Genomic DNA, 24,098 nt, shown 5'->3' with positions numbered 1-24,098 from the left:
TGTCTAGAACATCACAAATTAATTTAATACCAGACCATACTTTAGGCAGAAGGTTAAGAAAATAAATTCAGCTAACTTAGTTAATTAAATAACAACTTATCGGCTCAATACTTTTGATTTAGATCCTTGCTTGGAGTTGAAAAATAGAAAAACTTCTTCTATATTTCAACAAATTGCTTAGTAGCAGTAGCATAAGAACCATTTAACTTCAAACTCAGGCTCAGGAGATACCAATGAACTTAAACCACAGTAAAAATTTGCTCAAAATGCTTGCTAGCCTCGTGGGAGTTGCTAGTACTGGTGCTTTAATAAGTCTTCCAGTATACGCTCTGCCCCAACCCATTTCTAGAAATTTGGAGACTAGTCAAGCCCCCATAGGTAATAGATTGTACTCTCAAGCAGGGCAATCTACAGGAGGTGATTCTACCACTGGAACGCAGCAGTATCCAAATAATGGTACTAGTGGTAGTGGAACTGGTACTAGTGGGACACAGCAGTATCCAAATAACGGCACTAGTGGAATAAATAATGGTACTGGAACACAGCAGTATCCAAATAATGGCACTAGTGGAACAAATAATGGTACTACCGGAACGCAGCAGTATCCAAATAATGGCACTGGAACGCAGCAGTATCCAAATAACGGCACTAGTGGAACAAATAATGGTACTACCGGAACCCAGCAGTATCCAAATAATGGCACTAGTGGAACAAATAATGGTACTACCGGAACGCAGCAGTATCCAAATAACGGCACTAGTGGAACAAATAATGGTACTACCGGAACGCAGCAGTATCCAAATAATGGCACTAGTGGAACAAATAATGGTACTACCGGAACGCAGCAGTATCCAAATAATGGCACTAGTGGAACGCAGAACAATACAGGAGGTAACAACACCACAGGTGGACAAAACACTGGTGGAGGTGTCAGAGCGCTCTGGTAATTTCTTAGCCTTATACAATACAGGCTAGAGAGCTTGTTAAGCTTGCTTCCTCTACTTAGATGATTTCAAATCATGACTGTTATCAACAGTAAATGCAGTAGAAAAGATGAAATGCCCTGTCAATTGATTCGATTTCTACTGCAACTACTTTTGACAATTTTGTTTTCCCTTCTTCACAAAATTACATATCTAATGCTAGACTATTCTGTTCATCAGAATGATTCCTCAAATAGCTACAGAGTATAATAAGCTCAAAAATTAAACAATTGATAATTAATTTGGTACTAAAATCTTGATAGACAAAATTTAAAATCTGAAAATGTTCAAGCAATTAGATAAGTTAGTTATTTTTATTTGTGCATCTGGATTAAATTTTAATCCGGCTATGTCTTTAGCTTCTGAACTAAGAGTTCCTTCTCATACTTCAACCAACAATTTAGTCTCTCAAACGGCTAATATTAATAATAATTTAATTATTCAACCTCTTCACCTAGAGATCAGCCTTCGCAACCGTCGAGTAACCCTATATCGAGGACAAAACCGAATTAAAAGTTATCCCATAGCAGTAGGTCGCCAAGACTGGGAAACCCCAATTGGTAATTTCCGCGTGCGTACAATGTTAGAAAACCCTACTTGGATAAACCCTTTTACAGGTAAAGCTATCCCAGGAGGAGATCCTGAAAACCCACTTGGCAAATACTGGATTGGATTTTGGACAAACGGTAAAAATTGGGTTGGCTTTCACGGTACCCCTAATCCTGATTCAGTAGGTAAGGCTGCCTCACACGGTTGTATTCGGATGTACAACAACGATGTTAGAGAATTATTCTATCAGGTTAATATGGGAACACCAGTTACTGTGGTGCGATAGCTGATATAGAGTTATGACGAAAGTCTTAGTCGAGGGTAGCTAGTTATTAACCCAAGTTGCGGCTTTTCATTTTAATCCAAAATCTAAAATTGTTCGGTCATTACAAATTACGGATTAGTATTACTTCTGGCAAGACAAACTTGTTCATAGCTTTTACCAGCAATATCCCAAGTGAATTCTGTTTCTACCAGTTGTCTGCCGTTGTGAGACAATTCTGAACGCAGATGTGGACGATCGAATAGTTGACTAATAGCGGTGACGTACTCTGCGGGTTTATTGGCTCGTAATGCCCGTAATGGATGACTAGCAGCATCTACAGTTAATCCCTCTAAGCCGCGATCGCTGGCTACTACAGGTATACCAGCTGCCATTGCTTCTAAAGTTTTATTTTTAATACCAAACCCAGTCCGCATCGGTACAACGCAGATGGTGGCTTGATGTAAATATTCTGCCATCGAAGGTACACGCCCCAGCACATTAATTCCTGGTTTTTTATCAAGTGCCAAAACTTCTGCCACTGGATGAGAACCGACAATATCGAAAGTAGTATCGGGATACAATTTTTGGATTTCTGGCAAGACTTCATTGCTGAAAAAGCAAACAGCATCAATATTTGCTAAATTATCCATTGCACCAATAAAAATTAGGCGATGTCCTCCGGGATCGGTGGTACGCTTGGGGAAAGAAACTAAATCTACGCCATTGGGAATAACTGCAATTTCGCTATTGGGATTAAATTCTTGTAGTTGAATTTTATCTTCTGCTGTTGTCGCCACAATTGCCGAAAATTTAGCACAATAGTTTTGCTCATAACGCCGCAAAAGTGGGAGATTAATTTTGTCTCTGAGTGAATTTTCCGAAATACCTGTTGCTAATTGGTTCTGACAGGTAGCGTAAACGGAACTATGAACATTAACAATGGTTTTTAGCTGTTTTTGAAAATGTGGCTGCACATAAATTTCATTAACGCTATGTTCGCAAGTAATTACATCACATTTTCCCGCTTCCACCCAGTTATTAACCCATGTTTGCATCTCAAGTGAGTAGCGGTTAAGTACGCTTGGCGGTGTTCCCTGCTGCAAAAATCTGCCAAATCGCTGTATTTTCTGCAATATTCCGGTGGTTTGAGAATCTGGCGGGCGTTCAAAAATAGCTAGACGATCCACACAATCGCGTAATCCTGCTACTTCTGCGTCTGTAACATCACCCTCACGTTGAGTCACGAGGGTGACAGTATGACGTTGACTCAAGTACTTGAGTAAATTAAATGTCCTAACTTGGGTTCCTCCACGCGTTGCTGGGTAAGGAAAGGTGGAAGATAGCATTAAAATGTTCATATCAGCGTCTTCAAAAGTTTTTGGTTTAGCCAAAATAGGAAGGTGCAGCCAAAGTCAATTCTAAAGGGTGCGATCGCATCGGAATTTTAATCATAAACTCTGTTCCCTGACCGGGTGCTGAAATACACGTTATTTGACCACCATGTTTGGACACAACAATTTCCTGGCTAATCGACAAGCCTAAACCCGTTCCTCTACCTACGGGTTTTGTTGTAAAGAAAGGGTCAAATAGGCGATCGCGTACTTCCTCTGTCATACCGGGGCCAGTATCGCCAATCCTAATAGTCACAAAATTATCGTCAGTTACTTCGGTGCGAATCCGAATCGTGCTGCGGCAAAAGTAAATTTCCTGGGGCGATCGCTCTTTATCATACTCCTCCAAAGCATCAATTGCATTCGCCAATAGATTCATAAATACTTGGTTGAGTTGTCCTGCATAACACTCCACAAGCGGTAGGTCGCCATACTCTTTAACAAGTTGAATCCCTAGTTGGTTAGAACTGCCTTTAAAGCGATTGTGCAAAATCAGCAGTGTGCTATCTAGCCCAGCATGAATATCCACTGACTTCATTTGGGCTTCATCCACGCGAGAAAAAATCCGTAAGGACTGAATAATTTCGCGGATGCGGTCAGCCCCAACCTTCATCGAACTCAGCAATTTAGGCAGGTCTTCACTCAGAAATTCTAAATCTATCGCTTCAGCCAGTTGTTGAATTTCAGGTAGCGGTGAGGGAGTGTACTTAGCATAGAGGTTCAAGAGGTCGAGCAAGCCTTGGGTATATTCATAGGCGTGAGTCAGATTCCCATAGATGAAGTTGACGGGATTGTTAATTTCATGGGCGACACCCGCCACCAATTGTCCCAGACTGGACATTTTTTCACTATGAACCAGTTGGCTTTGAGTTTCTTGAAGTTGGCGAAAGGCAAGTTCTAGTCGATTGGCTTGTTCTCGATAGCGTGCTTCTGATTCTTGCAATGCTTGTTCTGTACAAATTCGCTCTTGGATTTCCTGTTGCAGCAGCTGATTAGATTCAAAAAGTGCAGCTGTCCTTTCTTCCACGCGTTCTTCTAACTCAGATGTCAGTTTTAAGAGGGCGTTCTCTGCCTTAGTTCGTTCTTGAATCTCTTGTGCCAGATGCACATTTTGTTCTTGCAATTTCTTAGTCAGGTTTCGGATGCTTAAATGGATTTTGACACGGGCTAAAACCTCTTCATGCTGAAGTGGCTTAGTGATATAATCAACCGCCCCAAGATTTAAACCTCTGACCTTATCCACTGTCTCAGAAAGCGCCGTCATAAAAATTACGGGGATGTCTTTAGTTGATTCTTGAGCTTTCAAATGCTGGCAAGTTTCAAACCCATCCATACCAGGCATGAGTACATCTAACAAAATTAGATCGGGGAGAGCATATTCGACCTGTTCAATTGCATCCTCGCCATCCTGCGCTACTAAAACTTGGAAGCCAGAATCAGCCAAGAAATCGAATAACACTCCTAAATTTGTCGGGTTGTCATCAACGATTAAGATAATGCCATTTTCGATGTTGGAAAGACTCATTAATTTACTCCTATATTTTTTAAAACTTCACGGATTTTTTTAACTTGAAAACCTTTAGCTAATTGACGCAATTCTAAAGAAAAAGGTGCATATTTAACATCCAATTCTTCCAATCGGTCGACTTGTTGTACAATACCTTTGAGATCGCCTTTCATTGCTAAATTCAACAGAATTGCAATTTCGTCTGCGGAGGGAGCTACCAATGATTGCTGAAAATTTTCTTGTTTATTCTCTGTAGATACTTTTTCACCATCTTCATAAATCCATTCCAGTTTTAAGTGATACTGCAACTTTTCTAAAAGCTCTGTTATGCGGATGGGCTTAGGTAGAAAATCATTGCAACCTGCCTCCTTACTTTTGTTGAGATCGAAATCAAAAACACTGGCAGAAGTGCCAATCACGATCGCATTCTTTAGTTCAGGCGATCGCCGAATGCGACGGGTAGTTTCAAAGCCATTCATTTGAGGCATCAACAAATCCATTAAAATACAATCTGGATTCAATTCAAATGCCTTATTGAGACAATCATGACCATCTGCCGCTTCCACAATTTCAAATCCTAAAGGCGATAGCATCTTAACCAAGATTGCACGATTTTCTGCTCTGTCATCTGCTACAATTACTTTCCGCTTATAGCCTTTAAAACTTTGGATATTTCGTTGCTCTTTCTTGACAACATCAGCGTATTGAGAAACTTCAGGTAAATCTAAATCAAAGAAGAAAACGCTTCCTTTTCCTAAAGTACTCTTCACCTGGATTTCGCCACCCATCATCTGAACTAATTGGCGGGTAATTGCCAGTCCCAATCCCGTTCCTTCTGCTTTGCGATCGCCATCTCCTACCTGCTGGAATGGCAAAAATATCTCTTCTAATTGCTCTGGTGCCATACCAATTCCTGTATCTTCCACCTGGAACCGAATTTTACCTTCCTGATAGCCGACTTTGAAAGCCACGCCTCCAGTTTCAGTAAACTTAACGGCATTACCCAGTAAGTTAATCAAAGCTTGCCGCAACCGTTTTTCATCAGCCTTAACACCTATAGGAAGTTGAGTAATCTGTTCAAAAATTAAGCAAATACCTTTTTGTTCGGCACGGATACGGCAGATTTCGGCAATGCCTTCGAGAAATTCTGGAAAATGAAAATCCGTTAGATGGAGTTCCATTTTTCTAGCTTCAATTTTAGAGAGGTCTAAAATGTCATTGATCAGGTTCAAGAGGTGGTCGCCACACTGATGAATAATATTTACACCATCTTTTTGTGAGTTAGTTAAACTTTTTTCACGCTTAAGAATTTGGGCATAACCCAAAATGCCATTAAGCGGTGTTCTCAGTTCATGGCTCATGTTGGCAAGAAAATCACTTTTAGCACGGTTGGCTGATTGGGCGATTTCTTCTGCTTTTTGCAGATGCACATTTTTTTCCTGTAATTCTAAAGTTCGCTCTTGTACTTTGGCTTCTAAGTTAGTGTTGGCTAATTTTAAGTCTTTATAAAGACGAGCATTTTCAATGGAAATCGCCGCTTGAGAAGATAACAGTTGTAATACTTCTAACCGATCTGATGTAAATGCGCCAATGGTGAGATTATTTTCTAAATAAAGAATGCCACTGAGTTTGCCTTGATGGATGAGCGGTGTACATAAAACCGATTTAGGTTTATGGTTGACGATGTACGTATCTGTGGTAAATGTTCCTTCACGAGTTGCATTATTGAGGACAATATTTTCTTTAGTTCGGGCTACATAGTTAATCAGTGAAATTGGTAGTTGCTGACTGGTTGATACTGAGATTCCTTGTAATACAGTTACATCGACTTTATCTACTGCTCCTGATGCTTCTATTAGCAAGTCTCCTGATTTTTCTAAAATTAAGTAGCCTGTTTGAGCGCCAGCATTCTCTAGCACAATTGTCATTAATTTTGTTAGTAAATTGCTCAAAACTATTTCTCCAGAAAGAGCTTGAGATGCTTTCATAACTGTGGCTAAATCCAGTGAGTCTGAAGCATTTTCACCCGTAGAGTTAATTATCTGAGTCACATTCGTACTGACGCTTTCTCGCTTTGATATGCGAAATAGTTGAGGATATCTTTTCTCCAAGTCTTTGACTTTTGCCTTCGCTCCCCAGCAACCATATCCATAGTAGGCATCGTTGAGATAGGTATTAGCAACTTTTTCTCTACCACACGCAAAATAGAACTCTGCTGCTAGTTCCGAGGCTAGGGCTTCTTCTTGAATATATCCATGTTCTCTAGCTCCAGTTATGGCTCGGTCGTAAAACGCGATCGCTTTTGCATCTTGTTGCAATACTCGTGCCTTTTCTGCTTCCACTAAATCGTACTTATGCTGATAGTTAGCAGGAGAATGCAACGCCCATTGCTTCATTTTTTTCTGCTGCGCTATCACTTGGCTGAAATATTGTTGGCGAGCGGTTTGTGATGCGCTGGGATACAAAGCTAGGAGAGTCAAAGAGGAGTAGAACTTGTGTTCGGCTTTGTACATCAATCCTTGTCCACCTTGTTCGTATTTTTCTGCCAACAAGGCATTCTCAGCAGCGCGATCGTAATTTTTAAATAAATAACCTAGAAGCAGTTTAGAAACATAGATAGGATAAATAGCCATATAATTATTGCTATTTATCAGAATTGGCAACATTTTATTTTCATCAAAACTTTCGCCAATTAATCGATATGGTTCCGCAGTTTTTCTAGTTAAATTTAAACTTTTTTGTCGGACTATTTTAGCATAAATAATTTGAAATTCTTGTTTGGTTCTTTGCATTAAAGCAATATAATGCGCCTGTTTTTGGAGAGCAACTTCTAGATTTTCACCAATAAAAAACAAGTGCGTACAATAAAAACAAGCCGAATAAGAAGCATATTCTAAATCTCCTGTTTCTAGCCCTCTTTGGACACCCTCAATTAACGGTTCTATAGTATTAATACCTGGTTCTTTCCAATGCCTGATAAAATAATTAAATGTTTCATAGATTTTCGCCGTCATTTCCTTAGCATTGAATTGATTTAACAGCTTTAAGCCTAGCTGACCGAATTGATAACCAGAATCCATGTCTTCAAAAGCGCCACATAAGAACATTCCATAAAGTACATACGCATAAGCTGACAGAGGAGAGTTTCCATCTTTTAGACAGAGATTGGTCATTTTAAAAACGACCTGTGGATAAAGTTCGGGAGCTGCAATATAAACCGGAGGAATCAAATTTATCAAAACTCGCAGTGCAGCTAATTTATAAACATCAGTCATTTCTGGCAATTCTGTTAAATCCTCAATGCGTTTCCCTCCTAAATTCAATCTAGTCAATCTCGTTGGGGGTTTTTCTGATAAAGGCAACCCTAGCATTTTTAGCACTTGCATTCCGGTATTTAATGCGGCTTGCATTTGGTTTTTAGCAATATAAAACTGCATTTTTGTCTCATACACCTGGACTCGATCGAGCAGGGTTTTTGCCTGTGCCAAAACTACATCAGAAAGCATTTCTGCTCGCTCAAAATTAGTGTTGAGGAATTCTACTGCTGCTGTTTGTACATAGAGGTTGAGTGTCATGTCATACTGACACTGCCAACTATCTGCTGCAAGTAATTCCAAACCTACATTTAAATATTTAACAGATGATTCATACGCTGTTGCTGCTTTTGCTTTCTGTCCAGCTATAAGATTGAGTTGAGCCAGTCTATCTTTTTGAGGCTGTTGGGTAATAAATTCAGCACCAATATTTAATTGGTTAACAATTTCAAAAATGTTTTCTTCAATGTCCCTTTCCGAGGTATGTATTAGTAGCAATTCACCAATTTTTAGGTGAGTCTGTTTTTTCTGATCATCTGGAATAAGAGAATAAGACGCTTGCTGTACCCGGTCGTGTAAGAACTTATAGGTAATGGGTGATGAGGGCTGGTTAATGGGCGATCGCCTGTTCTCAGTCTCTATTTGTCCTGAGTCAAAAACAAGCGGTGTTTTGTAGGAATTGTTGAGGGGTAGAACCAAACCTGATTGCAGAGCTTCCCACAAATCTGCTGCTGTTTCTGACTGAGATATTTTATTAATAATAGCCAATATATCTAAAGTAAACTTGTCTCCAATGCAGGCGGCAAACTTTAACACATTCTGTGTTTTTTCAGATAGCTTTTGAATTTGGCTAACCATCAATTCAACGACGTTATCAGTTATATTAACTCCCTGAATAAACTCAATATTCCATTGCCAAAAACCGCGTTCAAAGTCAAAGTATAATAAGTTATCCTGATAAAGAGATTTGAGTAACTGAGTTAAGAAAAAGGGGTTGCCTTGGGTTTTTGTAAAAACTAACTCAGCTAACGGCTTTACCTTTAAAATCTCACTACGAAGAGTATCGGCTACTAACTGATTGACGTGAGCGATATCCAAAAGCTGGAGGATAATGTTATTTACGATCGCACCAGTCTGTTGAATCTCCTCCAAGGTCTGAATCAAGGGATGAGTGGCGCTTACTTCGTTATCTCGATATGCACCAATTAGCAATAGATATTGGCTATCTGGGTCAGTCATAATTAACTGGATAAGCTTGAGGGAAGCTGAATCTGCCCACTGTAAGTCATCCAGAAACAAAACTAGTGGGTGTTCGGGTTGACTAAATACATGAATGAATTGTTGAAACACCCGATTAAATCGATTTTGTGATTCTGACGATCCTAATTGAGGAACTGCTAGCTGCGGGCCAATAATCCGTTCTAATTCGGGAATAACGTCTATAATCACTTGAGCGTTGGAGCCGAGGGCATCTATTAGTTTTGATTTCCAAACGGCTATTTGCTCGTCGGTTTCTGTTAGCAATTGCCGCATCAAATCTTGGAATGCTTGAATTAGAGAAGCAAATGGAATATTCCGCTTGAACTGGTCAAATTTACCGGAGATAAAATAACCTCGCTGGCGCACAATCGGTTTGTGAACTTCAGAAACTAAGCACGATTTACCGATGCCTGAGTAACCAGAAACTAGCATCATTTCCGTAGTACCAGAACTGACGCGATCGAATGCTTCTAACAAAGTAGCAACTTCTATTTCCCGTCCGTAGAGTTTTTGCGGAATGGAAAATTGGCTGTATGAATCTAATTGACCGACAATAAAGTGGGAAATCTCACCATCCGTCTGTAACTGAGTCAGACAGGTTTCTAAATCGGCTTTTAGTCCGAGAGAACTTTGATATCTATCTTCAGCAGTTTTAGCTAACAATTTCATGACAATGTCAGAAACCGCTGAGGGAATTTTGGGATTGAACTCTTGAGGTGCTATTGGTGTTTTGGCAATATGGCAATGAACAAATTCCAAAGAGTCAGCTGCATTAAAAGGCAGCGAACCTGTCAGCATTTCATAAAAAGTAACGCCTAAAGAATAGAAGTCGGTACGGTAATCAATTGACCGATTCATTCGTCCGGTTTGCTCCGGTGACATATAGGCGAGAGTGCCTTCTAATAAATTGGGATTGCTGATGCTTTGATTTTCTTTTTCTAAACGCGATGCAATACTGAAGTCGATAATTTTAACTTGTCCGGTTTTTGGGTTAATAACGATATTGTCAGGTTTAATATCTTTATGAATAATCTTGGCTTGATGCAGTTGAGTGAGAGTGGATGCTAGCTGAATGGCTATTGTGAGAAATTCGGTTAATGACAATTGGCGATCGCTAATATACTTTTTCAGAGATTCTGCACCAAAGTCTGCCAAAATCAGGGCTAAACCGTTATGATGATTTTCTAAAGCTAGAGACTTGACAATTCCTTCTATATCTACTAATATCTGCGATATTTTATATTCATGTCTGAGTCGGGTTAGTTCTTCGAGGCTGGGATACTCGGCTTTCAGGGCTTTAACGATCGCAAGACTTCGATCTGACTGCTTGGAAGCGCGATAAATAACGGTATTCACACCTTCATGCAGAGCTTCAATAAAGTTGTAACCGGGAAGGACAGGTATCATTTTTCTAAGCCTAAGTAGTACGATGAACTGGGCATGATGCTAATGAACTTTATCCACAACTGTCAAATAAAAGGACAATCAAGTGCTTTCTTTAGCATTCCCAGCCAGCCCAAAATTTCTCTAAGGCTAAATAAAGCTCAACATTTGGAAATATAAGCTTGGGTTAAAGGTTATTGGTGTAGATAATTGGTTTTAAAAGACGCGATAAATCGCGTCTCTACATCTGGGTTTTGTTGCTCATTCTGAACTGTATAGACGCTGCGCTATCTGCTTTTGGGTCAGAATACCTAACTGAATTCTGTATTAGACCTCTTGCACAAATGCAAAATTCGCCCACCTTACGGGATCTTGCTACATCCCCCAACCCCTTCTCCCAAAATTGGGAGAAGGGGAGCCAATTTCAAAGTCCCTCTCCCAAACTTGGGAGAGGGATTTAGGGTGAGGGCTTTTTATTCATACAAGAAGTCTATCGATCGCGATCTCATATTAATGACTAAAGATCAAAGCATAATCAAACCCAGTCGTACACCCACAGCAACAGCTTCAGTGCGGCTGGAGACACTGAGCTTTTGAAAAATGGATGAGAGATGAAATTTGACGGTATGCTCAGAAATATGCAAACGTTTTGCGATCGCTTTATTTCCCAACCCCGATCCAAGCATTCCTAAAACCTCTATCTCCCGTGGTGTCAAGGTTTGTACGGGATTTGTTACTACTTTTTCGCGGATAGACAGTAATTCTACAGCATTTGGGTGCAGCACCAGCAAACCAAAAGCGATCGCTTCTACAGCCGCGACAATTTCTAACTCTGTACTAATATTAGGCAATATTCCCCGGATACCAGAACGTAACGCCGTTTCTAAATCAATGCTGTCGAGTTCTTCAACAATGACGATTATTCCTAATGGATATTGCTGTTCTTGAATAACTAGCAATTTTTCCCACACCGCTTGTTGAAAATTCCCGCTCAAATCTACCAGCACTACATCCGGCTGTAATTGCCCAACTTCAATCGCCAATACATCCAAATCGGATGCACTCCCCACAACCGTCAACCGAGGATTGGTAGTTACCACAGCTGATAACCCTGCCCGCACCACAGGGGAAGTAGCAACTACCATCACTCGGATCATGTCGCCTCCACAGCAGTTTTATCGGACTGCACGGCAACATAAATCACGAATTGCTGCCTACCGCGTAGGAGTTGTAGCGGCACAGATCCTTTACTTTCATGGAGATATTTGGTTAAGTCATTTATGCTAGTGAATAATCGCCCCGAAACTCCAATTAAAACATCGCCGATTTGTATACCAGCATTTTCTGCCGCACTGTTAGGTAAAATTGACAGCACCAATAAACCCAAGCTACGCCTACTTAAAAGCACAGGTTGCAGTGTAACTCCCAACTGCGGACGACTATTTCCCTGTAAAAAACGCTCAACGGTGTTACTGGGAACTGCCACAGCCAAACCATTAACAATCATCGTATTAATTCCCACAACCAGACCTTGACAGTCGGCAAGTGGCCCCCCAGAATTACCAGGATACAGCCGCAAATCGGCCATAACTGCTCGTGGATTATTTGCATGGATAATTCCAGTTGTCACAGCGCCACTGTCAGCAAAGGGATTACCCACCGCCAAGACTAATTCACCCACTCGTAGCGCTTCCGAATTGCCGATAGTTGCAGCAGTTAAATCAGTGGCGACAATTTTCAGGGCGGCTAAATCCTGCTGTGGATCGAATTGGGTACGCACTGCATCAAATACCCTTCCATCTGCCAATTCCACAGTTGCGCGGTTGCTGGTTGCCACATGGGCATTAGTAATAATTAGTCCGTCAGGTTGCCAAATTACACCAGAACCGACTCCTAGAGAGCCACTTTTTACTTTAACAGTGCAATCGCGTAATTTAGCAGCTACCTCTGTCAGTTCAGCAGCGATGTTAATTAATGTTGTGTTTGCCATGTTATACAGTTTTTGAGCGTGTGAAAGTAGAATCTAGTGATGTCTTTTGTCATTTGTCCTTTGTCCTTAGAGACACAAATGACAAATGACTAATGACTAATGACGATTCGAGCAAAAAGGTGCAACTTCCGAGTTCAGAGGCTCAACGTCCGAGCAAAAAGGTGCAAATTCCGAGTTCAGAGACTCAACGTTCGAGCAAAAAGGTGCAAGTTCCGAGTTCAGAGGCTCAACGTCCGAGCAAAAAGGTGCAAGTTCCGAGTTCAGAAGCTCAACGTTCGAGCAAAAAGGTGCAAGTTCCGAGTTCAGAGGCTCAACGTTCGAGTAAAAAGGTGCAAGTTCCGAGTTCCAAATTACGAATTACGAATTACGAATTACAAAGGTCGTTCGCCAACTGCGATCGCTAACTCAATTAACACTCCACCCCGGACAACTTGGACGTTGACAGTTTTACCAATGCGATCGCTACTATTGAGCAGCGCCAACACATCACCTGTATCGCCCACAGTTACGCCATCGAATGTTACCAAAACATCGCCAAGCAGTATACCTGCATTGTCAGCAGGCCCCGCAGCCTCAACATTGACAACAATTACCCCAGTTGCCGAACTTAAATTGAGAGCAGTTTTTAGGTTCTTTGGTAAACGTACAGGTTGCATTCCTACACCCAAGTATCCTTTAGAAATGCGTCCTTTTGCTACTAATTGGTCAACCACGCGATCGACTGTAGCAGTAGGAATAGTCAGAGCAGTACCACGCCGCCCCGATGTATTCATGCCTACCACAAAACCCGCCGCATCTACGAGCGGCCCGCCCGCAAACCCAGAGTATAGGGTGATATCTGGGCGGATAAATTGGTCAATATTCCCGCCATTCATACTCCGCCAAGCACCGCTAACCACACTCACTGCACCCATCGCCGCCCTTAAATCACCTTCGCCACCTCTTGCCAGTCCTAACACGAGATGACCAACTTTGAGCGTTTTGGCATCGCCAACTTTGGCCACAGGTATTTCTGCATTTTCTAGTTTAAAAACAGCTATATCGGTGCTAGAGTCATGACCGACGAGTGTTACTGGTGCAGTACTACCATTTGATAAGGTAATAGTGATATCGTCATAGCGCTGGAGTGACTCATCAGAGGTAACAATGATGCCATTACGCCAGTGAATGCCACTTGGAGAAACACGAGTACCGCCATTCACTGCAACCACAGCACTTCCAGCTTGTTCTACGGTATCAGCTAAACTGTTCGACAAAGCCAGTAATGAAGACATAAGATTTTTCTGCCAACTTTCTTAGATGTTCATATCGTGCCGTTTTCTCAACACAGATGACATCGGAAAAATGGAGAGTAATTCATCCTAGAAAAATGGCTAGGATTTACATCAGCTTTTTAGCGTTGCTGAATTCTTGCGGTTATTGGTGTAGATAATTGGTCTTTCAAGACGCGATTCATCGCGTCTCTACATCTTTTGTATTGCGCTATATTATTCAGTTTACGACGGCTAGACTGAGCGCTCAATTTAGCCGTCGTATAGAATTCATTCTGAATCCTGACTCCTGAATTCTGTTTCTAGAAAAAAATGCACAGCCAATCAAAACAAATCAACCTGCTGACTCCATCGACAAACTTACCTCTATATGGCAAGAGAATTTTAGTAACAGCACCGAGAAATTATGCTTATAGGTTATCCGAACAAATCATCAAAAAAGGTGGTTTACCTGTTTTCATGCCTACTATCGAAACCTGCTATTTATCAAACTACAATCAGTTAGATGCCGTTTTAGCCGATATAAACGAATTTGATTGGATTGTCTTTACAAGTCGAAACGGAATCACAGCATTTTTTCAGCGGATAAATGATTTGAATATTCCTATATCTGTAGTACAAAAATGTCACTTATGTGCATTAGGAAAAGATGTAGAAAGCTTATTGTCTTTTTGTGGCAAGGTAGATTTAGTCCCAACAGAATCTAGCCCAGCCGGAATTGTGGCTGAATTAGCGAAACTTCCACAAATTCACGAGAAAAAAGTGCTGATCCCGGCTCCAGAAGTTGTGGGTTTGCCTGAACCTGATGTTGTACCCAATTTGATTACGGATTTGCAACAATTGGGCATAGAAGTAACTCGCGTACCCACATATATTACGCAGGGTTTAGATAAAACTATCTACGGTATGGAATTAAACCTGATACGTCAAGGAATGATTGATGTAATTGCCTTTAGTAGCACGGCGGAAGTAGAAAGCTTTTTGACAATGGTCAAGTTACAAAGCGATTATGAACATTGTGTTATTGCATGTTTCGGCCCTTACACCACTGCTAACGCCCAAAAGTTGGGTATGAATGTCTCTATTGTGTCTAGAGATTATAGTTCATTTGAGGGATTTGCTGAAGCGATCGCAGCATTTTTCCTTGTATGATTTTCCTGTCAAGTTTCTGGTACATGTAAACTCGCTCCACTAAGCGTTTGAGAATCTAGAACAGTCAACTACAATCAACTCTAGACTAGCAGCACATAAACTCGTAGTATCGAATATGGAGTTTATTAGAACTAGGGATTGTTACATGGCAACTTATAAAGTCACATTAAAGACCCCAGAAGGCGATAAAACAATTGATGTTGAAGATGATGTGTACATCTTAGATGCCGCTGTCGATGACGAAGGCATAGACATACCCTACTCTTGTAGGGCTGGTTCTTGCTCTAGCTGCACCGGCAAGTTGATTTCAGGTACGATTAACCAAGACGATCAGAACTTTTTAGATGACGACCAAGTTAAGGATGGATTTGTCCTCACCTGTGTTGCCTATGCTACTTCTGACTGTACAATCTTAACCCATCAAGAAGATGAGCTTTAGAGATCGCTAACGAGGAATACGATCTGGACTTGCCTTCTTCCTGTAGCGCTGGTTCTTGCTCTACCTGCACCGGGAAGCTGTCAGGTACAGTGAACCAAGACGATCGGAACTGTCTTAGATGACGAGCAAATTGACGCAGGATTCGTCCTCACCTGCGTGGCCTATGCTACTTCTGACTGTGTAATTGAAACCTATCAAGAGGAAGTGCTTAACGGTTAAGAGTGGGTGAGGATTGAGGGCATTGGTGTCAACTTAAGCCCAAACCCTTTTCAAATCTCGTTTCTCTGAGTGAAAATGCTGCTTATTGGGCTGCTGCCTCCGTTACTGGTGGTAGCAGCCCCCATTGTATTCGTCATCCTAAAAAATGTATGGCAATTAATATCATGTCCGCTTGATTGCTTATTAAACCTGAAGAACCCCACCCCGCCAAAGCTACGCCTTGTCTCCCCTCCCGAAGAGCGGGGAGGGGTTGGGGGTGGGGTGTAATGACTGTGGTTAGCATAACTAATTATGCGGACGTGATATAAGCTGCGATCGCAAGTGGTTATAAAATGTGCAGCAACATTTTGATAATTTGCATTCTCTCAAAGATGAGCTAAAACTTACAACCGCTTCCCCTCTCCCTCTGGGAAAGGGGTTAGGGGTGAGGGCGGAAATTTAGACTTCTAGGGGAGAGGTTTTCCAATCTTTTGATTTAGCGCAGAGACTTTAAGCTTTCAGTCTTTTGCACTAAGAAATCAGTGAAGATACTCATAATGGTGCGCTGACGTAATTTCACATTAGCATTAATGGACATCCCTGATTGCAAGGGAATTTGACGCTGATTAATCAGTAACTTCTGCCCATGTAAGCGGACTTTTGCGGAAAAACGCCAGAAATTATAAACTTGGTCTGGAGGTAAGGCATCAGAGCCAATCTCAATTAGTTCGCCTTTGATATCACCATACTCTTGGAAGGGAAAGGAATCAATTCTCACATCGACTTGTTGCCCTTCTTGGACAAAGCCGATGTCGCGATTGGTGATGTAGACGTTAGCAACCAAGTTACCACTAGGAACAAGTTTCAGAAGCGGTTCGCTGGAATTAACTACAAATCCTGCTGTTTTAGCTTTAAGTTCAAAAACAGTACCATCTACAGGTGCGGTAATTTTCTGATATTTCAGAGTTTGTTCTGCCTGAACCCACTTACTATTAATTTCTCCAATCTGACTATTAATTTCATAGAGGCGTTTCTGATTATCTACAATTACCTTGGTTAATTGGCTGTCAATTCCGGCAATGTTTTTGTCATTATCTGTAATTTTGGCTAGTAAATCTTCTTGAGACACAGCCGCAGTATTGCGAAGTTTTTGATTTGACTGTGCGATCGCTAATTGTAATCGCTGCTGTTCCCGATTCAGTCGAATCACTTCTGCTTGTTTGCTGCTGACATCCTGCTGTTGTTTCAAATATTGCACCTGGGAAATCGCCCCCTGCTGCGCTAGAGGTTCAAACTTGTGGAGAATTTGTTGATTAATTGTCAGCAACTCTTTAGCGCTAGTTAATTCCGCTTGAGTTTGGAAAAATTGCTGTTGCGTCTGTCCCGTTTCTAAATTAGCTGTGGCTAAACGCGATTCCAATTCTATTTGGCGATTTCGCAAGCGTAACTGTTGCTCTGTTGTGAGACTATTTCCAGCAGTCGCACCATTTAATTGTGTGCGGTACAACTGGTTTTCGGCAATAATCGCGGCTCGGCTTTTGGTCAAGAAGGCGAGTTCTGGTTTAATTTTCAACAGAGCAGTTTGCTGTGCTACTTCCTGTAGTGATATGTTCCCTTGCATCTGGCGGCGATAGAAGTCATTTTCTTGCTCTAGCGCCTGTTTCGCCAGCAATTGAGCCGCCCGACTTTGTTTTAATGAACTTAACTCCGCCTCCGAAGAAGTTTTTTCTAGGGTAACGAGTGTTTCACCTTTTTTGACTCGCTGACCATCTTTGACTAAAATCTGATTGACAACACCATGAACCGGAGCCTGAATTTCTTTGACTGCACCCTGTGGTTCTAGCTTGCCAGTAGCATGAATTGATTCATCAATTTGGAAAACTGAGGCCCAGATTACTGCGAAGGTACTAACTCCAACAATAGTCCAGGCGATCGCTCTTGACCAAGTAGGTGTTTGTTGTAAAAGTACTGGTTGATCGAATTTATATTGAATATTCATTGGGGAATGGGGGATGGGGAATGGGGCATTGGGCATTGGGGAGTGCTGAGAGACGCGATGAATCGCGTCTGTACAAGAGTTAGAAGTGCTAAGGTTAAAATTCCGAGCTCAGAAGCTCAACGTTCAAGTAAAAAGGTGCAACTTTCGAGTTCAAAGGCTTAACGTTCAAGCAAAAAGGTGCAACTTTCGAGTTCAAAGGCTCAATGTTCAAGCAAAAAGGTGCAACTTCCGAGTTCAAAGGCTCAACGTTCCAGCAAAAAGGCTCAATTTTTGAGTTCAAAGGCTCAACGCTCAAGTAAAAAAGCGCAATTTCCGAGTTCAAAGGCTCAACGTTCCAGTAAAAAGGTGCAACTTCCAAGTTCAAAGGCTGAAGTATCGAATTTTAAGCTTGAAATTTCATTATCTAAAGTTGAAGCGATAGTATTTACTGCTGACAAATGACTAATGACTACACTTTCGCTTCCTGTTGCTGATACAGACAGTAGTAATAACCTTTGAGCGCCATCAATTCTTCATGAGTTCCCTGTTCTACTACAGCACCTCCATCCATCATGAGAATGACATCGGCATTGCGAATTGTGCTGAGGCGGTGAGTAATGAAAAACACTGTTTTTTCTCGGAAAGCTGACGCTAAGTTACGGCAAACTTGGGCTTCGGCATTGTAATCTAAGGCACTCGTCGCTTCATCCAAAATCAGTAATTGCGGGTTTTGCAGGACAGTACGAGCGATCGCTACTCGTTGGCGTTGTCCCCCAGACAGTCCCGAACCTCGCTCGCCCACACGGGTGTTATAACCACTTGGCAAAGACATAATAAAGTTGTGGGCATAAGCTATTTTGGCAGCAGTAATAATTTCTTCATCGCTAGCATCAGGATATCCCAAGGCAATATTTTCGCGGATTGTGCCATCGAATAATAGGGTATCTTGTAACACCATACCAATCTGACGACGTAGAGAATAAAGTTCTACTTTGCTGATATCATAGTCGTCAATCAAGATTTTGCCGGATTTGGGTTCGTAAAGTCTGGGTAATAATTTTAGCAGTGTACTTTTACCGGAACCGCTTTGACCAACAATTCCCACAAAAGAGCCAGCAGGAAAATCTAAGTTAATATTGCACAGTTGCAATGGCCCGTGTTCCGAGAAACTGAAGCTGAGATTTTCAAAGCGGACGCTACCTTGAACGCTGGGCATTAGGATATTTTGACAGTTACCGATTTCTACTTCTTGGGGAGTATCTAAAATATCAGCAAGGCGTTGCAGAGATAAAGCGGTTTCTTGGAAGTTCTGCCAAAGTTGCATTAGGCGTAACAAGGGACTAGTAACATAACCAGCCAAGATGCGGAAAGCGATGAGTTGTCCCAAGGTTAGATGCTGATTGAGAACTAGAAAAGCTCCCACCCACAGCACTAACATACTGGAAAACTTGTTGAGAAAACTGCTAACAGAACCGGCAGTAGTTTGGGTGGAAACTGTTTTGAAACCAGCGCTGATGTAACGAGCATAGCGTTCTTGCCATTGCCAACGCGATCGCATTTCTAAATTTTGCGCCTTGACTGTCTGCATTCCCCCCATCACTTCCACTAGGTAAGATTGCGTCTCGGCATTGCATTCTGCTTTTTCTTGCAATTGTCGCCGCATCACAGGTGATACCATCAAGTTGAGCAAGCCAAACAACGGTACTGTTGCCAAAGCAACTAATGTCAACACTGGGCTGTAAATCGCCATTACTACAATGTAGACCACTGAAAATACAGCATCCATCACCACAGTTAAAGCTGTACCAGTTAAGAAAGAGCGAATATTTTCCAACTCGTGAATTCGCGTTGCCAATTCCCCAACAGGGCGGCGTTCAAAGTAAGATAATGGCAGACGCAACAGATGATTAATCACCTCAGAACCAAGGGCGAGGTCAATTCGGTTAGTGGTATCTGTAAATAAATGAGTGCGGATACTGGTAAGTATTGCTTCAATGATTGCTACTACTAGCAAAAAGATGCCAAAAACTTCCAGGGTATCAGGACTGTTACCAACCAGTACTTTATCAATAATCACCTGTGTGGCGAGGGGATTTACCAGCCCAAACAGTTGAATAACAATGGAAGCGATTAGTACTTCAATTAATACTTTGCGATAGCGCCGCAGCGAAGGTACAAACCAACTCAAACTAAACCGCGCCTTGGGAGTATTTTTGGTAGTTTGTAGCAGCAGGACTTCTCCTTCAGCCCCCCAGTTTTCGGCAAAGTCTCGTAATTTGTAGCGCAGTAGTCCCATCTCTGGAACGGCAATGAGTAACTCTCGATCGCTATTTTTGTAAATAATTGCAAAACTATCTTGCCAAGAAATCATCACTGGTAGTTGCAAGCGTCCGACTGCGGTAGCGGGAACTTTTACCATCTGTGTTGTCAACCCCATCAACTCAGCAGCAGCAGCGCAAAATTGCAGAGATATAACGCCTTTTTGTTCGTACTGCTTAGTCAACACTCGCTGCAATGTATCTCTGCGCCAGGAGATGTTAAAGTATTGGCTCAACATTTGGAAGCAAGCTAGTGTTGCATCCAGCGGCCCTCTACCTTTGATATAAGGAAACTTCTTTTGTTTACCCTTGGCTGCTGGTGCTTCTGTGACAGTAATTTCTGAGGCGTAGGGAATCTCGGCGGGTAAGAGTGTTTTTGGTGTAGGAAAAGCGAGATTTTCTCTAAATATTGATTTGGGCAATCCCACCAGACGCATATTTGTATTAAATTTCAGCTTGGGATTGAGTTCATCCAACTCTAAGCGACTCCCCACAGGGAACTCAGAATCGAAATTACTGCTGACTAACCATAAAAATTCTGAGTCTAAGTGCTGCTGAAAGACTTTGCGTGCAGGAATTGTTTGGATAATCGCAACTTCAGTTGCAGCTTGGGCAAATTTAACTAAATTTCTGCTACCATCTGCGCGACGGCTGAGTTCTTCGGTAAGCAGTTCATGCACTTCTAAAAGAGTAATCTCATTTTGCAGGGCGTGGACAAAAGCCTCTTCCTGCTTGAGTAAAGTTAGAAAACCAGCAATAGGTAGATTAATCGCGATAACTTCAGTAGAAGCGATCGCAGTTTCACAAGCAATACCCCGCATATAACTTACCCAACCCAAAACCTCTCCTTGAGAGAGTAACTTCAGTGTCGCCGGATTTTGTCCTTGGGAATTGCAGGTTAATAAACGCGCTTGCCCTTGGTAGATAATACTAATCCAATTGGGCATAGCTTCTCTGGTTACTATTACCTGCCCGATGCGATAACGACAAAATTGCACCTTGTCGAGCAAATTTTCTAAAACATTTGGTGACAGATAATTGAAAGGAAATAGTTCAGCAATATATTCTTGAATATCAACGGTTGTATTTGTCATCATCTTGCACCCGATTTTAATAATTACTAGGCAGCTTTCGCTTCTTGAGGCTGTGCTGGTTTGCTGTTGATTCCCATCCAAGCTTTTTCTTCTGGTGATAGTTGACTTAGTTGCTGTTGAAACCAAGCTTCAAAATTCTCTTGCAGCAATCGTTGGCGCATAAAATCGTCCAACTGGGCACTGATAAACTTTTCCACGCGTATAATTATCCATGAGTCTCCAAAGGGTACGGGTGGTTGAACTATACCTACTTGACTTGTGCAAAGTAACTGAGCAAAATTGGGAGTTATAGTACCAAGTTCTACTGGGCCGATGATGCCATTTGTATCAGCTTCTGTCCCTTGAGAATATTCACAGGCTAGTTCCGAAAATGATTGTTCTCCTTCTGTAATTCGGAAGAATAGCTCGTTAGCAGTTCCTCTACTATTAGTCCGAATTAAAGAATAAATGACTTTATCAAAATGTCTTTTGTATTTGAGGAAGTAAGATTCTAGTTGATGTCCCCAAGTTTGTTGTTTGAACTTTTCAACTCTCAGCTTTCGGGTGGCGAAAAGTTCTAATTGTTCTTGAGTTAAACCATAACGCAAACACCAATTTTGGATTTGTTCTTCGCTGTTTAAATCCCAAAGCTGATAAAATTGCTCTAGAGCGTGAGATATTTCGGTTTGTGTGCAGATGATTGGTGCGATCGCTAATTCAATAATGCTCTGAGATAACAATTGCGGAATTAGATTGTAACTTGCTAAAAAGGGAATAATTTCTGGCGGTAAGATAGCGCTGCCGCTACGCCCATCGTAGACATCGCCTAGTTGTAATGTTTTATTCATAATATTTGTGCAAATATTTGAGCCGTGCAAAGATATATTTAGAAATGCAAGCGGTATTCAGGTATGGATTTGTACCGCTTGCATCATTTGCATACTCTTGAAAGCATTGCCGTACAAAACTTTCAAGTATCACTCATTACTGCTAATGCCTAAACTTAAGCTTCGGGGGTAGTGAAGTGATCGAACGTCACAGTATAGGCACTACTGTTAGAGAATTGATTGACTTGCAAGAAGTAGTCACCAGATTGTCTAATATTAGAAATTAACTCTGCCTGACCTAAACCTCCAGTAGAACGCGCAACTTCCTCACCAACGTCAACGATGCGATCGCCGTCCAAGTCTCGAATTAGTCGGATGTCAACATCGGCATTGGCGCTGATTCCAGTCAAGCGAATGTTGACACCTTCAAACAATCCCAAAGAGAAGTTGTAAACATCTGCGGTATTATTGTTACTGACGTTACCAAAACGGGTGACATCACCTGACAGATTACCAAGTACAAATTCCTTCGGCAGAAGATTGCTGAAACCGCCTGTAGAATTGGATGTAGTCGCAGACAAGTCTAAATCGTAACTGACACCGCCCGAACTACCTGAAGCAAAGCGAGATACTTCGGCAAAATAAGTACCTGCGTTGGCTCTAACGTTAATCGCGTCATCAACGTTGCCTAACTTAGTGGAACTTTCAATAAATCCATTTATTCTGTCAGTAGCGTCTAATATACCGTTAGCGTTAACATCACGAAACAGTCTCAGGTCGGCATCATCACCAGTGCTAATGTTGTTAAGAGACAAGTTGATGTTTTTAGTGCTATCGATTGAGAACCTAAAGACATCTGTGGGTTCAACTGCATTTAAGAAGCCATTCAAAGGACGAGGGGTGCTAGCTAATGAACCAAGGTTTACAGTACTCATTTTTTCTCCTTAAGATTATTGATTGTGTGTTAGTCAAATTCAGATTAAGTTGTGGTTTGCACAGATGTAAATTCCGATTTAAATCGACATTTACTAGAATTTATAAGCTTAGATTTTGATGAAAATAAAGAATATTTATTATTTTCAAGAGAGCCTTAGCTGTTTGGTTTTGTGCTTGCTGCGTTCAGAACCTGTTGTTTAACCATGAGTCTAAATTAAACTGTTTCTTCAAGAAACACAGCATGAAAAAGACTTCTATAGTTAGGTGTTTTTTAAAGTAGATTCCAAATACTTTGTATGATTTAGTCAGAAAAAGTCATATAATTCGCCGTTGCCGTAATTGAGAATGAGTTTGCTCGAATAAGGGATATGTAAAGAAGTAGGCGAAAGCTTGCCTCAGGCGATCGCTTTGGCAAACCTTGGTAACACTAAAAAATTGTTGTATAAAATTGATCCAAAAAAACCTCTGAGTTACCAGAGGTTTCTTATGATTAAATCTTTAGCGTCAATTTGTTGAAATATTTGATGAGTGCAGCTATAATTTATGCAATGAAGCGGTAAAGTTCAGGTATAACTCTCTGCCGTTTGCATCATTTGCATACCTTTGAAAGCATTGCCGTACAATACTTTCAAGTACTATTCACCACTTTCGATGCTTAAACTTAAGCATCGAAAGTGGTGAAATGGTCAAAACTCAAAGTGTAATTAGTGCTACCTTTGAATTGATCGACCTGTAGGAAGTAATCACCAGCATCCTTAATATTGGAAATAATATCTGAGGTAATACCGCTGTTAATAGAACGGGCAATTTCCTCTCCTACCTCAACTCTGCCATTGCGATTAAAGTCTCGAATTAGTCGGATATCAGCATCATTGCTTAGTCCGCTCAATGTGATATTGACACCCTCAAAGCTTCCTAGAGACAAATGGTAAACATCAGCGGTATTTTTGTCACTGATAAAACCAGTACGCGCGATATCACCTGATAAGTCACCAAGTTCAAATTCCTTGGGCAAAAGATTGTTGAAATCGAGTGTTGAATTGGGTGTCGTTGCAGACCAGTCTAAATCGTAAGTCACAGTGCCGGAACCAGAAAAGCGAGAGACTTCAGCAAAATAAGTACCTGCATTTGCTCTGACATTAATTGATTCATCAAAGTTGCTGCCATTGCGTGAACTTGCAACCAATCCATTCGCTCGGTCGGTCGCGTCTAATATCATGTCCGGTAAATCACTTACGATTAAGCTCCGATGTTAATCCACCAA

Annotated in this window: 18 protein-coding genes; 7 read left to right on the top strand and 11 right to left on the bottom strand. The window is 41.4% G+C overall.

The features are described from left to right. Window positions 1-233 precede the first annotated feature (233 nt). Both RMZ95_RS30495 and RMZ95_RS30490 read left to right on the top strand, forming a co-directional pair. Window positions 234-947: a hypothetical protein gene (locus RMZ95_RS30495; protein WP_409884177.1), complete on the top strand. Its 714-nt coding sequence runs from the start codon at window positions 234-236 to the stop codon at window positions 945-947. Window positions 948-1,266: 319 nt separating this feature from the next. After that, a complete protein-coding gene (locus RMZ95_RS30490; protein ID WP_322685446.1) occupies window positions 1,267-1,818 on the top strand; it encodes a L,D-transpeptidase in 552 nt (183 codons plus the stop codon). A gap of 107 nt (window positions 1,819-1,925) precedes the next feature. Here the strand turns inward: RMZ95_RS30490 and RMZ95_RS30485 are convergent, their stop codons facing one another. The 5 genes from RMZ95_RS30485 to RMZ95_RS30465 all read right to left on the bottom strand — a co-directional run bounded on the left by RMZ95_RS30485 (window position 1,926) and on the right by RMZ95_RS30465 (window position 12,642). Further along, window positions 1,926-3,155 carry a glycosyltransferase family 4 protein gene (locus RMZ95_RS30485; RefSeq protein WP_322685447.1) on the bottom strand — a complete coding sequence of 410 codons (1,230 nt, stop codon included), beginning with the start codon at window positions 3,153-3,155 and terminating at the stop codon, window positions 1,926-1,928. Window positions 3,156-3,180: 25 nt separating this feature from the next. Beyond that, window positions 3,181-4,713, bottom strand: coding sequence for a response regulator (locus RMZ95_RS30480; RefSeq protein WP_322685448.1), 1,533 nt, complete (start codon window positions 4,711-4,713; stop codon window positions 3,181-3,183). Continuing rightward, window positions 4,713-10,676: an AAA family ATPase gene (locus RMZ95_RS30475; RefSeq protein ID WP_322685449.1), complete on the bottom strand. Its 5,964-nt coding sequence runs from the start codon at window positions 10,674-10,676 to the stop codon at window positions 4,713-4,715. Before RMZ95_RS30475 ends, RMZ95_RS30480 begins: the two co-directional genes overlap by 1 nt. A gap of 500 nt (window positions 10,677-11,176) precedes the next feature. Then, on the bottom strand, window positions 11,177-11,809 hold the full coding sequence (locus RMZ95_RS30470) for a response regulator transcription factor (RefSeq protein ID WP_322685450.1): 633 nt from the start codon (window positions 11,807-11,809) through the stop codon (window positions 11,177-11,179). Continuing rightward, a complete protein-coding gene (locus RMZ95_RS30465) occupies window positions 11,806-12,642 on the bottom strand; it encodes a S1C family serine protease (RefSeq protein ID WP_322685451.1) in 837 nt (278 codons plus the stop codon). Before RMZ95_RS30465 ends, RMZ95_RS30470 begins: the two co-directional genes overlap by 4 nt. A gap of 92 nt (window positions 12,643-12,734) precedes the next feature. Between RMZ95_RS30465 and RMZ95_RS30460 the strand changes: the two genes are divergently transcribed. Further along, a complete protein-coding gene (locus tag RMZ95_RS30460) occupies window positions 12,735-13,046 on the top strand; it encodes a hypothetical protein (protein ID WP_322685452.1) in 312 nt (103 codons plus the stop codon). On the opposite strand, the gene RMZ95_RS30455 is transcribed toward RMZ95_RS30460, so the two are convergent. Then, window positions 13,014-13,916, bottom strand: coding sequence for a S1C family serine protease (locus RMZ95_RS30455; RefSeq protein ID WP_322685453.1), 903 nt, complete (start codon window positions 13,914-13,916; stop codon window positions 13,014-13,016). The two genes, RMZ95_RS30460 and RMZ95_RS30455, sit on opposite strands and share 33 nt — an antisense overlap. Before the next feature lie 309 nt (window positions 13,917-14,225). Between RMZ95_RS30455 and RMZ95_RS30450 the strand changes: the two genes are divergently transcribed. From RMZ95_RS30450 to RMZ95_RS30440, 3 genes are all read left to right on the top strand, one after another. Continuing rightward, window positions 14,226-15,065, top strand: coding sequence for a uroporphyrinogen-III synthase (locus tag RMZ95_RS30450; RefSeq protein WP_322685454.1), 840 nt, complete (start codon window positions 14,226-14,228; stop codon window positions 15,063-15,065). Between the two features lie 145 nt (window positions 15,066-15,210). Beyond that, a complete protein-coding gene (locus tag RMZ95_RS30445; protein WP_322685455.1) occupies window positions 15,211-15,504 on the top strand; it encodes a 2Fe-2S iron-sulfur cluster-binding protein in 294 nt (97 codons plus the stop codon). Window positions 15,505-15,533: 29 nt separating this feature from the next. Next, window positions 15,534-15,626 (top strand): 2Fe-2S iron-sulfur cluster-binding protein, encoded by a 93-nt coding sequence (locus RMZ95_RS30440; protein ID WP_409884171.1) that lies wholly within the window; start codon window positions 15,534-15,536, stop codon window positions 15,624-15,626. A gap of 572 nt (window positions 15,627-16,198) precedes the next feature. Here RMZ95_RS30440 and RMZ95_RS30435 read toward each other — a convergent pair. Next, the gene (locus RMZ95_RS30435; RefSeq protein WP_322685456.1) at window positions 16,199-17,737 is read right to left on the bottom strand and encodes an HlyD family efflux transporter periplasmic adaptor subunit; all 1,539 of its coding nucleotides are present in this window, start codon (window positions 17,735-17,737) and stop codon (window positions 16,199-16,201) included. A 141-nt stretch (window positions 17,738-17,878) separates the two neighbouring features. Here RMZ95_RS30435 and RMZ95_RS30430 point away from each other — a divergent pair, with 141 nt between their 5' ends. After that, window positions 17,879-18,142: a hypothetical protein gene (locus RMZ95_RS30430; RefSeq protein ID WP_322685457.1), complete on the top strand. Its 264-nt coding sequence runs from the start codon at window positions 17,879-17,881 to the stop codon at window positions 18,140-18,142. Between the two features lie 7 nt (window positions 18,143-18,149). Here RMZ95_RS30430 and RMZ95_RS30425 read toward each other — a convergent pair whose 3' ends face one another. The 4 genes from RMZ95_RS30425 to RMZ95_RS30410 form a co-directional block, all read right to left on the bottom strand. After that, window positions 18,150-21,095, bottom strand: a complete 2,946-nt coding sequence (locus RMZ95_RS30425; RefSeq protein ID WP_409884167.1) for a peptidase domain-containing ABC transporter — start codon at window positions 21,093-21,095, stop codon at window positions 18,150-18,152. 23 nt (window positions 21,096-21,118) lie between these two features. Then, window positions 21,119-21,919, bottom strand: coding sequence for a peptidylprolyl isomerase (locus tag RMZ95_RS30420; protein ID WP_322685458.1), 801 nt, complete (start codon window positions 21,917-21,919; stop codon window positions 21,119-21,121). 155 nt (window positions 21,920-22,074) lie between these two features. After that, window positions 22,075-22,833, bottom strand: coding sequence for a pre-peptidase C-terminal domain-containing protein (locus RMZ95_RS30415; protein ID WP_322673689.1), 759 nt, complete (start codon window positions 22,831-22,833; stop codon window positions 22,075-22,077). A gap of 662 nt (window positions 22,834-23,495) precedes the next feature. Then, the gene (locus tag RMZ95_RS30410) at window positions 23,496-24,053 is read right to left on the bottom strand and encodes a PPC domain-containing protein (RefSeq protein WP_322685459.1); all 558 of its coding nucleotides are present in this window, start codon (window positions 24,051-24,053) and stop codon (window positions 23,496-23,498) included. Window positions 24,054-24,098 lie beyond the last annotated feature (45 nt).

The organism is Nostoc sp. DedQUE07 (assembly GCF_034530975.2).
GTDB lineage: Bacteria > Cyanobacteriota > Cyanobacteriia > Cyanobacteriales > Nostocaceae > Nostoc.
Note: the sequence above shows the minus strand (reverse complement) of the source record. Positions and strands in the feature narration are given on the sequence as shown.